Below are 13,717 nucleotides of genomic sequence, written 5' to 3'. Positions count from 1 at the left end.
CTGTTATTAAAACACCACTCTTGTTAGATATCATCTATAAAAAACTAAATGTTATTAAAACATATGTACAGCCTATTTTCTTAAATGTTAATATTGCACTTATTTGTTATTGAAATTAATTAGACCCAACAGTTCTCTCTCCATTCCATTTGTGAAATCGAGTAGGGGCTGTTTTTTAAATTTTCTTCATCCCAATCTTTATGCTCTGACAGCCATTGTTCACCTAATGCAAATAGAGCATCAATATCACCTTTAGAACGTGCTTCTAATGTACATAGACCTGTTGTACCACGTTCATATAATTGAACCGTGTAATAGCCAAAATATTGACTCACATAGCAATATACATCCTGGTTTACTTTTTGGTACACATTAAACGTTGATGTATAGTACCATCCTTCTTTTTCTGAGATTCCAAAATAAAACATCTGTAAAAACCCCTTCATTTACTAAATTCTATACGTTATTTTACCAACAAGAAAGATAGAGAACAAGACATTTGTTGACTTGAGGTAAAATATATTTTACTATAAACGTGTAATACATAGACAGGGGTTGTATTTGGTTGATGAAAATTTCAATAGAAAAACTAACCGACTTTGCAAAAGAATTCTTGAGAAAAGAATATGATATTTCTTTTGTGATAAATATCGAAGTATCGAAAAGAATGACTCGTAGATTCGGGATTTTTTATGGTGAAATAAACGAGTATACAGGAGAACGTAGACCGAAAGTGATTCGTTTGTCGGAGAGTTTGCTCTTATATCATGAAAAAGAAACGATTCTGGATATTCTGAAGCACGAATTGATTCATTATGCCTGTTTTGTAAATGGAAAACCTTATACAGATAGTAGTCCATACTTCAAACAAGAGCTACAACGATTAGGTGTTTTGGAATCAAAGAAATATCCTTACAAAGGAATTGTTTATCATTATGAATGCAAAAAATGTGGGTACTCTTTTTTTCACCGAATGAAGCATTTTGAAAAGAAATATCTTCATAATCATTGCAATGGGCAATTTCGTTTTGTAGAGGAAGGAATATTAAAATAGAATTGATTATTAATAGAGAATAGAGGGGAAAGACATGCAATTTTCAGTAGAAGAATTAACAGCAATTGCAAAAGACTTTTTACAAAAAGAATATGGACTTCCACTAACCATAAATATTGAACTTAGTTCTAAAATGACAACTACTTTTGGAATGTTTTATATTAAAAGCGTAAAAGAGAGAATTCCTAAAGTAATTCGATTGTCTAAAAATTTTGTAACTTACCAAGAAAAAGATGTTATTATTGACGTTTTAAAACACGAACTGGTCCATTATGTTTGTTTTATGCAAGGAAAACCATATAAAGATAAAGATGCTTATTTCAAACAGGAATTAGCAAGAGTTGGCTCTGCAAGAACTCGAACGTTTACATTCAAAGGGGAAAGAAAAAGAAAAGTGTATTCCTATGAGTGTAAAAAATGCGGGAAAAACATACAAGCTCGAATAAAAGGGTACGAAAAAAAGTATATTCACAAAGATTGTCATGGAGAATTCAAGTTTTTAGGGGAAGTCATAGGGGCTTAAATGTATTAAACCATATGATTCTTATAAACTCTTATGAGTTATAAATCCAAATAGGGAGGATGCACAATGGATTTTAAGGGATTTAAAAGCAAATTAGTGGGGCAGTTAAAAGATTGTATTAAACGTGTGGAAACAAATACCCCTCAAAAGAATGAAAACCAGAAAAAGAAGGAAGGCATTTGATATGTCATTCGTAATTCATACAGGATTATCAATAAAAAAAGCAGGTTCATTAGAAGAATGTGTCTCTATCTTAAAAGGGCTACAAGTCATGCAAGCTTTTGAAGTCATAGAAACAGGTCTGGACGTAGCATTAAGGATTCTTTATCCTGGGGAGCACTTAACTATTGAAGATAATAAAGGAAAAGAAATCAAAGTTAGTAAACTTACGCAAAAGAGAGGGCGTTATTCATGACAACAACTACATTTTTCCAACGAGAACAAAAATCGATTCGTGGTCTGAATGAAGAACAATTAAAAGAAGCTTTTATGCTCTATGAAGAAAAAGTGGCCAATGATATTTTTAACAAAGTCGCTTCAGAATATGGGATTGAATTTACTGATAAAAAAACAAAAGACTTTTTACAAGTCTTTATTAGTAAAGCGTTGACACAGGGAATGGAATTAGCGAGTAATCCTGATTTGGTTACGGACTACTATAAAGAGCAGAAACAGATTAAAACAGATAATAGACGTGGGATAATTGATGTAACGGATGATGCATTCTATCCATGTGGCATAGGGGAACACTGGCGTACACTTTCAAAGGTCTTAGATGACAAGTATAACCATTTATGCGAACCATTCATGGAGCTTATGCACTTAAATAAAGGATTGGATGAATTCAATGGGATTACAAGAGAGTATTTAGATGAATTCATTATGAAAACCTTTCAGTTTGTCGGTGAATTACAACCTATTCAAGAACATATAGCAGATGCTCGTTAACCATCTGTATTTGCTTAAAAAAGAGAAGGGAAGTGTAATCTAATGAATACAAAATTAAAAGAAGGACAAGTTGTAACATCTGATGATTTCATTAAAGGTAATACTAAAAATGGTATTATATATGTTGGACATTATAGTGATGAATGGGTTTATGAAAAGTTTTTAGGGGAATTTGATTTTGTGCACGGTGAACCCAATAACGATGAATCTCGTAGTCAAAGACAATACCTAATTTTACAAGTAAAAGAATCTTTGCCTTATTTCACGGTTGGTAATCGAACAACATCCTATGAAAATTGGATTCTTGCAATTGAATTAAATGATGATGGTACATACAATGAAAATAATCAAAAAATCTCTTTCACAACTGCGGGATGTTTTACAGGAGCAATTAAGGAAGATAGCATAAAAATTGTAGCAGAAATGAAAAAGAATTATGTTAGACAAAAATTATAGATTTTACAAATAAGCTCTCTAATAGGGCTTATTTTTATTGTGTTATGCATATAATACGGAGATATAATGAAACAGGTATTGATTAAAATCAATTGATAAAAAAGGGAGAGAATTATGATGGAAAACACTTATTGGAATAGAAATGGTAAATATCAAAAGGAATTGGATAAACTTGATGGATTAATGCCGAATATCGGAATGACATCCAATCAATATATGAACTTATTCATTACTGCAAGTAGCGTGTATTATGATGTTTACAACAATGGTGGATGTAATCTTGCAGATTGCTATGAGGAAAGAATAAGAGAATATATTATGCCTTTTGCTGATGATATTAAATCTTTACGATTAAACGTTCAAATGAAAACACTGATTAGAAACTTCAAGAATGAAAAGAAATTAGAAGCGTTTATGGATGAAGTTATTTTATATTTACAAGACAAGGATTTGAATTTTGAAGTATTCCGAGTATTCTTTAGTAATGAAAAAGAAGAGTTATCAAAGAATATGAAAGAGGACCTTTCAGAAGTAACTTTTGGTCTACAAGAAGATTACGATGATTGGGTAAATCATCGAGTAGACAATTGGAAATTCACATGGGTAGAATAAGTTATGAAATAAGCTCTTTATAGGGCTTATTTTTTTATTTATTATATAATAAGTACAGATAATTAACAGACAGGTATTCATTAAAACTAATGAGGGAGCAAAAAGGGAGAGAGTTCATATGAAAAACATTTACTGGAACGGAAATGGTAAATGTCAAAAACAATTAAATATATATGATGTATTAAAACCAAACATTGGCATAACAACAAATAAATATATGAATTTATTTATAACTGCATCAAATGTGTATTATGATGTCCATAAAAATGATGGATGTAATCTTCTAACTTACTATGATGAAAAAATAGAAAAATATATTATACCATTTGCTAATGACATTCATTCTTTACAATTAAATATTCAAATGGACCTACTAATTAAAAACTTGAAAAATAAAAAGCAATTAGAAGGATTCATGGATGAAGTTATCTTATATTTACAGGATAAAGATTTAACTTACAAAAAATATAGCGTATTTTCCCATTATCAAAATAAAGAACTATGTAAAGAAGCTAAAGAAGGATTTCAGGAAATCTCTTTTGGAAATGAAAACAATTATAATAATTGGGTGAATCACAGAGTCACAAATATGCAGTATATATTCGTAAAATAAATTGAGGAGATTGCATACATAATTATCTATTATCAAAAACCTTTAGACCTCTTGTTGGGGTCTTTTTTATATACAAAGCATAAATTCAACCATCGTTTAACAATCAGATTTACTAACAGACAATCTAAGGTTAAATATTTTCATGTTTGATAATTTTATCGAAATCCTAAAAATATAAGATAAAAGAGTTTATAGTCAGAAAAGGAGAGTTTTTGATGATTTTTACCGATTTCTTATTTATGGTGAAAACGTAACTTTTCGGAATAAATAACCATATATCTCATTAAGTAAAGAATACTTATCATTTTGAGACGATAAAAAAAGACATCGAAATGAATCAATGTCTTAATTTTGCAATGCTTGATATTTATACTTCTCGCACAACGGAATTATTTGATTGTATAAAATCTCTTTATACTTCTGGAATTCTCCTTCAAAAAGATTTACACCCCATAATGTTTTGGTTATAGCATTATTTACAATTGCACAATCGCCTCTTAAAAAATCAGTATGAATGAATCGTTCTTCTCCAGTAAATGATTTAAAGCCTAATACAATTAGACTCAAAACTGCCTGATTTGGAACACGAATAACATACCTTACATTCAGATAACTTAGCGTTGTGTATGCACAATTCAATTCAACAATTGTTCCTTCTGGTAGTTCTCCAAATAAATTCTTGTCTAAAAATGTATGAAACTTTTCAAATGCCTCCACTGAAACGTCTGCATCTTCCGATAATTTCTCTTTAAAATTTATCATTATAAAATCCTCCAATGTTTATACTTAAAATGAATCAATGTCTTTTAAAGTAAAATAATGTTTGATTTAAGAGACACAAACGGTTTACCATTATCAGGAGTATAACCATCTATATTATAAAGATACTGCTCTAATATCTTTCCGTCTATCGACATAGTTTGCTCTCCAATAATCTCAACTCTATTATCGCTAAAAATTGAAAAACCTTCCTTTACTTCTTCATACATTTTAACCTGTAAAATTTTCGATTCGTCTTCTTTTACTTGGTTATAAGCTGTATTTGTCATTTTATTCTCTCCCTATTTATACGAATTTGAAATTCACCTATCATTTATAAATCTATTTATTATAGATAAGAAGAAAAACAAATATTCAAGATTATATTTTTCCTGAAGTTTTAAGTAAATTATATTTTACAATAAATTAATATTGTTGTAAACTATAGTTAATGAAAATTATGAGGTGATAGAACGTGAGTAAAGAGATAGAACGTGAGTAAAGAAATTGTCCTATATAGAAAATATGGTGTGTTTTCTCTTTCTTCTAAAGCTGTGGAATGGTTAATGAAAGAACGAAACTGGTCTTGTACCACTTTTACCGAGGAACATAAACCTTTAGATGCTGATGCAGATATTATTTATAAGGCTCCTGGAACAAAATTTGGTTACGCAAAAGAAGGCTATCATATTAACTGGTTTAAGCACGGAACAGATGATATTCCTTTCCGTACAAATACAGATGTCATTGATGCCATCAAAACCCTTGGAACTGATGCCAGTAATGACTATGACAACTTATTAGAAGAAAAAACGAATCCTTTCGAAATTGTAGCTATTCCTACTGGATGTCGTTGGAGAATCAAATGTCATGATGGTTTTGAAACGATTGCTATTCAACAAGAAATGGAGTATTAAACATGATTCAAATACTGTATGCTTATAAGCAATTCATAAGTATCCAATACCCTTTTTTTATGTGGCTTATTTATGGAGTACAAAACATATTGCTCTTTTTATTTATAACTGACATTAATTTAAAACGTATTACATCATCCAATAAAGTACGGATTTTATTAATGATAGGATGTGTCTTTTTTACTATTATGCTTCTACCCTTAGGAATGAAATGAGATGAGATTATGGAACCAGATACACAATATAGAGTCATGGAAGAAACAAAAATAGAAAAAATAATTATTGAAGATAACTTATCTTATATGAATGCACTCGATTCCCTTTCAAAAATATGTGCTAAATTTCCTGAAAGACGATTTTATATGGAGCCAGCTTCAAACATTGTGAATCTACACATACAGGTTGGGAATATACCGAATTTAAAGGATGGTAGAACCTTTGACCAAAGTATAAAAACAACGTATCATTTACTTGATATGCGAATGATGGATGAATTACTAAAACAAATGAATATGAATACACTTCAAGTTGGTGACCAATTGGAGCTTCAAATAAATATTAATCGTAAGTAATTCGAATCAAACCATAAAATTAAAATAACCCTCTTTCAGAAAGGATTATGACATGATTCAATTAAATGCTTCTACACAAGAATTCTTAGAACAATACGCACCTTATTTAAAGGTTCGTAAAGATAAAATAATGATTAAATCTCGTGAAGGGAATGTAACAGTTCCATCTAAGCTATATCCCCTCACAAACAAGCGTACAATCGCATTCTTCTGCTTCGCTAATACAAAACCATTAACACCTGAAGTCGAGCATTTTGAGACGATTAAGAAGGTTTTTGATGAACAAGAGCTAATGACTGGATATTGCTATCGAAATACAGAACGAGTATATGCAGGTCTTTTAGAAGCAGGTATTCCCCAAGAAGATTTAAAAACATATGTAGGTTGGCTTTTATCAGGAAGTCGTCCTGTTCATCACTGTTGGTTAGTCTATAAGGATGAATATCTATTTGATGGAAGTACCTTTATTGCAGACTTGCAAGCACGAGAAATGATTCATGAACAAAAAATCACTGACATGCAAAAACAACGAGAGTTACTAACTGAACTTATGATAGAAAACATGAAACAACCCAATTCCGAGACAAGAGCATTCGGAAAAGCTCTACCTACCTATGAATATGTAGGAACGGTTTGTGTGCCAAACGATGGCCGTAAAATTTACAATGACCTAATTGATGCACATCCGAACCATCCTTCTTATAATCAAGCGGGTCAAAATCCACATGGAGCATCAAAAACACAGGAAATGTTGTACAAGAAGCTCAATAACAAATAGTAAATTCTGTAGCAATTCAATAATTAGGTGAACAATATTTTATAAACTAATGATTAGGAGGAGATACATTGAATCAGCCTAAATTTAGAGGATTCTCTTTAGAAACCAACAGTTGGCATTATGGTCATGGATGGAAAGTTAGTGATGCTAAAGCTCTTCTGTACACCAATTCAACTCCTATTGAGTGCGAATTAGGTTCTATGGGACAATATACAGGAATCAATGATAAAAATAGTAAAGAAGCATATAACGGTGATTTATTTTACTGGCGTGGAGAATTAAGAGAAGTTGTTTATCGAGAGGATAAAGGTGCTTTTATGGCTGTTAAATTAAATGGATATCAAAGTTACTTTTATTTAAATGATTTAGCGGACCGATTCGAAATTATAGGCAATAATACAGAAAATCATGACTTACCTAAAGAAATAAGCAATTTAACCAATTAATTATAAGAAAGAGACATTTATCGGTTGCTTCTCAATACAAATGTCTCTTTTTTTATCTAATGAGGTGCAGATATGAAGATTTGTGCAATATGTAAAGGCAATTATACGGATAAGGAATCAAAAACTCGTCTGTGTAAGTTCTGTAAAGCCTGTAAAGCAAAACGAAATAATTCAATCTTGAAAAAATAAGGAGTTAAGAAACATGGAACAAAAACGTTTTATGCTATTTGCGTTTAATAAAAGCTTCCCTTCTGGTGGGTTTGATGACTTTTTATTTGCATTTAGTACCATAAAAGAATTCGAAGTAAAAATGAACGAATGGATTCAGAAATTTGATTTTTATCACATTGTAGATACGAATGATTTAAAACAGTATGAGCTTTATGATGAAGGTAATGTAAATGGTTGGTATGGTGATAGTTCTGCTTCCACTGAATTATTAAAAGAAAAATTAACAAAATTGCTAAAGAAACTATAAGATACATAGAAATGAGGTAGTTCTACTATGGAATGCAATGAAAAAGATTTAAACAGTGCACTGGTAACCTGGGAATCATTTATTGTTGAAACAGCAAAAAGAATCGGTGAAAACCATGGTTATTCCGTAGAGTGCAGTACACAGGAAGTTCTTCCACAAGTAGTTATTCAAGAGATTTATCGAAGAATTTGGAAAGACTATGCTATTAAGGATGTTCATATTGTAAGCTTACATTGTGAAACCTGTGAAGAAAATGATAAAAATACCCCTTTCCATATGGATACAAATAGCGTTTTAGACCCAAAGGAAAATGACTTGAGTCATTGGGAACCTAATCGCTTACAAGAAATGAAGACGCAGGTGGAGGAAATTGAGCAATCAATTAAAGATATTACCCCTTCTCCTGGTGCTGAAGATAGAAATCGTGCTTTTAAAGTTTACAACGTTTTATATGGAATTAAAGATGATAGAGGATATTACTCTTTTGTTCAGATAGATAAAGATTTTTATTCAAGAATGAGAGAATTGCAAATCTCTAAAATTGAAGAACTACTAAACGATGCAGAAGACTTATATGAAGTAATTCCTAACCTTAAACAAGGTTACATGCATCCGACAAATAAACCAAGTAATACGAAGTAAACAGCCTGTTAAATATCATTACCACACGATTCATAAGATGTGATATGATTTTATGAGAAATCGTAATACATATATTGTCCAAGTCTATAATATAAGGATTACAATAAATTAGGTATTTAAAAAAAATGAATTCAAAAGGAGATATGCAAAATGAAAAAAGTTCAAGGGTTTAAATATACAATTGAGGGATTTGCAATTCCTAAAGACTTCGCATTCGGTGTTTTAGCTTTAAACAATGCAAAGTCATCTCGTCCAGGTACGATTGCAAACATTGAAACTCATGAAGGTACGAATCTTTTAACAGTTGTATCCTACGTTGAAGTTGATGATACAATCAATGAATTAGTTGGTACAATTACTGATAAAGAATCTATCGAGATTGTAGATGTTGAATTACATGATTTTGCAGAAAAAGTACAAAAAACAATTGAGGATATGGAAGATGCAGATACTTCTTATCACGTTAGTTTAGCTTCATTCTAACAGTAGCAAGAGCAGGATATATTCTTGCTCTTGTTTTTTTATTTGTTAGATAGAAAGGAGTTTGATTATGGCAAATAAAGATATATTTGAGTCTATGGAACAAGTAAAAGAATATGCCAAAGAACTAAAGAAGCAAGCTCCACCTAATACAGATGATGATTTTATTGATTTACTATTAGGGTTATATCAAGGTGGAGATGCAGTGCATGTAGATGGAATTGGATTAATAGATAAAAGCATTGCTCCTATTGTTCACTCATTAAATCAAAAAGGATTTCAAACATTATCTTCCTGTTCAGGAATAAAATCAGAACATACTCATGCTAAGTTTAGTTTTGCTCCTGTTCTGGTGTTCAAGGAAACTGAAGATATAGAAAGAAAAAAACGTGTTCAATCAGTTGCTAAAGAATTAAAACTTAATTTTCATGATGATGTCGATTGCTATTTACAAAAAGGTTATCGAATTGAGTTACCCTCAGATATGGATGATGAAAAATTACTATCACTTTGGAAAGAGTTATATGTAAAACTTATTTCTGAAGGTGATGAAGTTTAAAATCTTCATATATAGACTAAAATGAAATTAATATTATTAAAAGTGGTTCAAGTCACGAAAAGACACTCAATTGAGTGTCTTTTTTATCAAACTTTATTTTTTACCTTCATAATGACCTAATGCACCGCCACCTGGTAAGTCTCTAACTTTCCCTTTGAAGTACCATTTGATTCCTTCGCTCTCAAAATAGCTCGCAAACACACCATCATGTCTATAGAAATCATAAGTTTTATAAACCTGGCGATTTGAGTCCCAAGTATAAGTGAAACCATACTGATTGTTAGTTGATGAGTAGTTTGTTTCTAATTTAATTTCTTGTGCAATTGGTGCCACTTGTTTTGTATTCTCTACACCTTCTGTACTTGCCGATGCAGAACCAATTCCTCCCGTTAATACGATACCAGTTGCTAATGTTCCAACTACTAATTTCTTAAACATACTAATTCCCCCTTGATAGTTTTATAACTTACATATCAACTGTAACACAATTTACTTTAATGTTAATATATTACAACTGTAGAAATATTTATCTGTATTTTGGGAATATTAGGAATTTTATTTCTGGGCAGATAGAATTTTTGTTTTTTAACTTGGGAATACTTACATATAAAACCTCTTTTTAAAGGAGATACAAATGAATTTTCTAAACGAATTTATTTCCATTCATGATGTTCAAATCAGGCAAAACCCTATATACACACAAATACTCTCTGTATTAAATATAAATGAATTTCTTACACAGTGTCAGAGAAGTACATCCGTCCCCTATGCAGAAGCAACTCATTTGGCTTGCAGACAAGCAACAATGTATATCTTATATAAATTAGCATCGGCAATTGAAAATAAAGAATCTGCACTTAATACTATTCGCATTTGTGAAGGGTATGTATCTCAACAACATCACACTTGGATTCTTATAGAAGATGAGTTTTATGTCGATTTAACATTAGCTCAATTCTTCCCTAATCACTCTATTCCGAAGATATCTATCTTACCAGTACATACAGCACCCTACAAACATGTAAAACATTACTCATGGAACCATTGGGTTCAATTGCAACCAATAGAATAGCAAAACCATACAATCAGACAAATTGACAACCTAAAACAGCATCAAGCTCACATGCTATCGAATCTACTTCCTATCTGGTATAAGCTTAATTTACAACAGATATTAGGAGGTTTTTTGATATGTTAAAACAATATATAAACGAGTATTTAGAAGAAACTATATACAATAAAAATAGCGTGGCTCTTTTATTTAGTGGAGGAATGGATAGTTTATCTCTTTTGTTATCCTGCTTAGAAATTGGCATCCGTCCAACTCTTTATACGTTCTATCTAAAAAACTACATTTCTTCAGATATAGAATGTAGCAGAAGAATAGCAGATATTTTTAATTTAAAATTAACTGAGATTCCAATTGAAGATGTATCAGTTACTCAGTTAGAAGCAGACGTTAGATATATCATTGAAACATTTAATGTTAAAAAGAAAACAGCCATACAATGTATTTATCCTTTTCTATACACTGCTCCTCAGATTAAAGAAAAATATGTATTAACTGGAATTTGCGCTGACCTACTATATGGAACACCTCGTAGCATGGCAAAACACGCTAAAGATTTATCACAATTCAATGAGATTAGAGATAAGCGAATGAAAGACGATTCCACTTCTTCTTATAAACAAATCAAACAACTGCTAAAAATGCATGATAAAGAACTTATCGCCCCCTATAAAGAGTGTATTCCTCTTAAGAACTATTTACGAGGAATGACATTTAAAGAGATGAATTCGCCTAAGCAAAAACTTCCTGCCTATCTCTCCTATCAAGAGGACATTGAAAAATACAACCTCTATCGAAGAAATGAAAGTTATCAGATAGCATCAAGGATTCGGGAATGGCACGATTCTTTATTAACTACCCATCTTAATAGTAACAATCAATTCAAAACCATCGTATCTCTCTACAACTATCTATACAAAGAAATTCATGGAGATTCTAAATGAATCTCTATTTTTATCATCAACTATTGTAAAAATATGTCGAAAATAGTATTTTTCGGAATAAATACGAACATTAGTTCTTGTTTTTTTTACGCTTCTATTGTATATTAGTGTTGGGAAAGAATTTCCTCAGATGTTTAACTTTTAAAAGTTATGAACATAACGATAAGTATTACACTGAGAAATGTATGTATTACGTCCTCCCTATTTTTGAATCTTTTTATGAGATAGAAAAATAGAGTCGTCATCTTTTTAATATGGCGTGAATTTTGGAGGTCTCCTCCCTTCTATCAACTTTGGTGTTATTTATTTTTATGCACTTTTAAAAATATAAACCCCGAACATTCTGCAAGAAAATACATTTATTTAGTATTTTTATTCACTCGATATTAAAATATTATCTTCCCTACTATCTCGTAATATGAAAAGAGATTTTTTATGGACTTACAATTCTAAACAAAGGTTTTGTTTCAAATAGAAGAATTCTATAACCTGAGGAGGTTTAAACATGAAGAAGGATATTGAAATTAAACGTCAAGAGAAATTACGAAAAAAGCTCCTCTCTCTTCCTGACTGTGCAGTGGACTTCATTTATTCATTAGAAACATCAAAAGAATTAAACACTCGTATCGAATATGCTAAAGACCTGAATCTGTTTTTTGATTTTCTTCTGCTCGACAACAAAGTTTCAGCAAGCCATACCAGGGATATTACAACAGTAGATTTAGATTCTTTACGAGATAGAGATATTATTGATTTTATGGATTACTTAACACATTATTCAAAAACCTTTTTTACTTCAAAAGGTAAAGAAACCACACAAGAATTCACGAATACATCCAGTGGGAAATCAAGAAAACTTGCTACTTTACATAAGTTTTTTGGGTATTTATTTAAGCAAAAGCGATTATCCAAAGATGTAACAGCAGGTATTGAAATGAAAGTACCAACGAAAGCGAAAATCAAAAATAGATTGAGTCCTCAAGATATAGAGAGATTCTTCCAGACGATTTTGGAAGATGTACAGATTGAAAACACAAGAAAAGAAAGCTTTCATAAAAAGGTTAAATTTAGAGATTACATTATGGTATTAACTATGGCTTATACGGGTATTCGAGTATCCGAATTGGTTCAGTTGGATATAGATGATGTATATATAGAAAAGCAGATGCTCGTGGTCATAAGAAAAGGTGGAGATGAACAAGCTATTCCAATGCCAGGAAGGATTCTTGATGATTTAACAGCTTATCTTGTAGAGAGAAAGAAATTAACCGATGTAAAAAAAGAAGATGCAAAGGCCCTATTTGTTTCTCTACATAAAAAACGGATGAATGAAAGAACCGTTCGTTTAATGTTGGAGAAATATAGAGTTCGTAGTGGTTTAGATATAAAGATAACACCACACGTTTTTAGACGTACATTTGGAACAAATCATTACAATACCTATCAGGATATGTATTTGACGGCACAGGTGTTAGGACACGGGTCCGCGGAAACAACGAGAAGATTTTATGCCGACCCTTCTCAAGAACGTGTCTCTGAGTCAATGAAACAGTTTGATTACGAATATGAAAACAAGGAAAAAACAGGCGAGTCCATTCAACTCTCAAAATTAGAACAACTTGCAAATAAGTTGGGGATGGATGTTAAGGATTTAATGGCTGAATTGAAATAAGCAGAGAATTATCTCTGCTTTTCTTTTTAATAACATATAGTTTAAATTCAACAATGTACTCATATGATACGCAAAACGTTATTTCAATAACAATTAGTTTTTCTATTAGTACCATTGATAATTACATCGTTTATGCTTTAACACTTTAATAACAGTAAGTTCTTTATATATTGGGTATCGACTGGTTTGATGTTA

General features: G+C 31.1%; 22 protein-coding genes. 18 read left to right on the top strand and 4 right to left on the bottom strand.

All coding sequences use genetic code 11. The features are described 5' to 3' along the window. Window positions 1–119: 119 nt before the first annotated feature. Window positions 120–428: a hypothetical protein gene (locus MR160_RS30260; protein WP_242298961.1), complete on the bottom strand. Its 309-nt coding sequence runs from the start codon at window positions 426–428 to the stop codon at window positions 120–122. 140 nt (window positions 429–568) lie between these two features. Here MR160_RS30260 and MR160_RS30255 point away from each other — a divergent pair, with 140 nt between their 5' ends. The 7 genes from MR160_RS30255 (at window position 569) to MR160_RS30225 (ending at window position 4,206) form a co-directional block, all read left to right on the top strand. Beyond that, the gene (locus MR160_RS30255; RefSeq protein ID WP_242298962.1) at window positions 569–1,054 is read left to right on the top strand and encodes a SprT-like domain-containing protein; all 486 of its coding nucleotides are present in this window, start codon (window positions 569–571) and stop codon (window positions 1,052–1,054) included. 34 nt (window positions 1,055–1,088) lie between these two features. Further along, on the top strand, window positions 1,089–1,577 hold the full coding sequence (locus tag MR160_RS30250) for a SprT-like domain-containing protein (protein WP_242298960.1): 489 nt from the start codon (window positions 1,089–1,091) through the stop codon (window positions 1,575–1,577). 184 nt (window positions 1,578–1,761) lie between these two features. Then, window positions 1,762–1,992, top strand: coding sequence for a hypothetical protein (locus tag MR160_RS30245; protein WP_242298959.1), 231 nt, complete (start codon window positions 1,762–1,764; stop codon window positions 1,990–1,992). Beyond that, a complete protein-coding gene (locus MR160_RS30240) occupies window positions 1,989–2,525 on the top strand; it encodes a hypothetical protein (protein WP_242298958.1) in 537 nt (178 codons plus the stop codon). Before MR160_RS30245 ends, MR160_RS30240 begins: the two co-directional genes overlap by 4 nt. 42 nt (window positions 2,526–2,567) lie before the next feature. Beyond that, complete coding sequence (locus MR160_RS30235; RefSeq protein ID WP_242298957.1) at window positions 2,568–2,981, top strand: hypothetical protein; 414 nt, start codon at window positions 2,568–2,570, stop codon at window positions 2,979–2,981. Window positions 2,982–3,098: 117 nt separating this feature from the next. Then, window positions 3,099–3,593 carry a hypothetical protein gene (locus tag MR160_RS30230; RefSeq protein WP_242298956.1) on the top strand — a complete coding sequence of 165 codons (495 nt, stop codon included), beginning with the start codon at window positions 3,099–3,101 and terminating at the stop codon, window positions 3,591–3,593. Window positions 3,594–3,711: 118 nt separating this feature from the next. After that, window positions 3,712–4,206, top strand: a complete 495-nt coding sequence (locus tag MR160_RS30225) for a hypothetical protein (RefSeq protein ID WP_242298955.1) — start codon at window positions 3,712–3,714, stop codon at window positions 4,204–4,206. Between the two features lie 345 nt (window positions 4,207–4,551). On the opposite strand, the gene MR160_RS30220 is transcribed toward MR160_RS30225, so the two are convergent. Next, window positions 4,552–4,968 carry a hypothetical protein gene (locus MR160_RS30220; protein ID WP_086877167.1) on the bottom strand — a complete coding sequence of 139 codons (417 nt, stop codon included), beginning with the start codon at window positions 4,966–4,968 and terminating at the stop codon, window positions 4,552–4,554. 44 nt (window positions 4,969–5,012) lie between these two features. Continuing rightward, a complete protein-coding gene (locus MR160_RS30215) occupies window positions 5,013–5,255 on the bottom strand; it encodes a hypothetical protein (RefSeq protein ID WP_086877169.1) in 243 nt (80 codons plus the stop codon). Between the two features lie 204 nt (window positions 5,256–5,459). On the opposite strand from MR160_RS30215, the gene MR160_RS30210 reads away from it, so the two are divergent. The 8 genes from MR160_RS30210 (at window position 5,460) to MR160_RS30175 (ending at window position 9,837) form a co-directional block, all read left to right on the top strand. Continuing rightward, window positions 5,460–5,882, top strand: a complete 423-nt coding sequence (locus tag MR160_RS30210; RefSeq protein WP_242298954.1) for a hypothetical protein — start codon at window positions 5,460–5,462, stop codon at window positions 5,880–5,882. Window positions 5,883–6,106: 224 nt separating this feature from the next. Then, window positions 6,107–6,454: a hypothetical protein gene (locus MR160_RS30205; protein WP_242298953.1), complete on the top strand. Its 348-nt coding sequence runs from the start codon at window positions 6,107–6,109 to the stop codon at window positions 6,452–6,454. 52 nt (window positions 6,455–6,506) lie between these two features. Continuing rightward, the gene (locus MR160_RS30200) at window positions 6,507–7,232 is read left to right on the top strand and encodes a hypothetical protein (RefSeq protein WP_242298952.1); all 726 of its coding nucleotides are present in this window, start codon (window positions 6,507–6,509) and stop codon (window positions 7,230–7,232) included. Window positions 7,233–7,300: 68 nt separating this feature from the next. Next, window positions 7,301–7,678: a YopX family protein gene (locus MR160_RS30195; RefSeq protein WP_242298951.1), complete on the top strand. Its 378-nt coding sequence runs from the start codon at window positions 7,301–7,303 to the stop codon at window positions 7,676–7,678. Between the two features lie 202 nt (window positions 7,679–7,880). Beyond that, complete coding sequence (locus tag MR160_RS30190) at window positions 7,881–8,156, top strand: hypothetical protein (RefSeq protein WP_242298950.1); 276 nt, start codon at window positions 7,881–7,883, stop codon at window positions 8,154–8,156. Window positions 8,157–8,183: 27 nt separating this feature from the next. Further along, complete coding sequence (locus MR160_RS30185) at window positions 8,184–8,798, top strand: hypothetical protein (protein ID WP_242298949.1); 615 nt, start codon at window positions 8,184–8,186, stop codon at window positions 8,796–8,798. Window positions 8,799–8,948: 150 nt separating this feature from the next. Then, on the top strand, window positions 8,949–9,281 hold the full coding sequence (locus tag MR160_RS30180; RefSeq protein WP_061662489.1) for a hypothetical protein: 333 nt from the start codon (window positions 8,949–8,951) through the stop codon (window positions 9,279–9,281). Window positions 9,282–9,348: 67 nt separating this feature from the next. After that, window positions 9,349–9,837: a hypothetical protein gene (locus MR160_RS30175; protein WP_242298948.1), complete on the top strand. Its 489-nt coding sequence runs from the start codon at window positions 9,349–9,351 to the stop codon at window positions 9,835–9,837. 93 nt (window positions 9,838–9,930) lie between these two features. Here the strand turns inward: MR160_RS30175 and MR160_RS30170 are convergent, their stop codons facing one another. After that, the gene (locus MR160_RS30170; RefSeq protein WP_086877184.1) at window positions 9,931–10,275 is read right to left on the bottom strand and encodes an LCI fold-containing protein; all 345 of its coding nucleotides are present in this window, start codon (window positions 10,273–10,275) and stop codon (window positions 9,931–9,933) included. Window positions 10,276–10,471: 196 nt separating this feature from the next. Here MR160_RS30170 and MR160_RS30165 point away from each other — a divergent pair, with 196 nt between their 5' ends. The 3 genes from MR160_RS30165 to MR160_RS30155 all read left to right on the top strand — a co-directional run bounded on the left by MR160_RS30165 (window position 10,472) and on the right by MR160_RS30155 (window position 13,522). After that, a complete protein-coding gene (locus MR160_RS30165) occupies window positions 10,472–10,909 on the top strand; it encodes a hypothetical protein (RefSeq protein ID WP_242298947.1) in 438 nt (145 codons plus the stop codon). A gap of 119 nt (window positions 10,910–11,028) precedes the next feature. Beyond that, a complete protein-coding gene (locus tag MR160_RS30160) occupies window positions 11,029–11,850 on the top strand; it encodes an asparagine synthase-related protein (RefSeq protein ID WP_242298946.1) in 822 nt (273 codons plus the stop codon). Between the two features lie 505 nt (window positions 11,851–12,355). Further along, the gene (locus tag MR160_RS30155) at window positions 12,356–13,522 is read left to right on the top strand and encodes a tyrosine-type recombinase/integrase (RefSeq protein WP_242298945.1); all 1,167 of its coding nucleotides are present in this window, start codon (window positions 12,356–12,358) and stop codon (window positions 13,520–13,522) included. Window positions 13,523–13,717 lie beyond the last annotated feature (195 nt).

The organism is Bacillus cereus group sp. BfR-BA-01382 (assembly GCF_022663475.1).
GTDB lineage: Bacteria > Bacillota > Bacilli > Bacillales > Bacillaceae_G > Bacillus_A > Bacillus_A thuringiensis_S.
The sequence above is the reverse complement of the archived record's forward strand: the minus strand, read 5'-3'. Positions and strand labels throughout refer to the sequence as shown.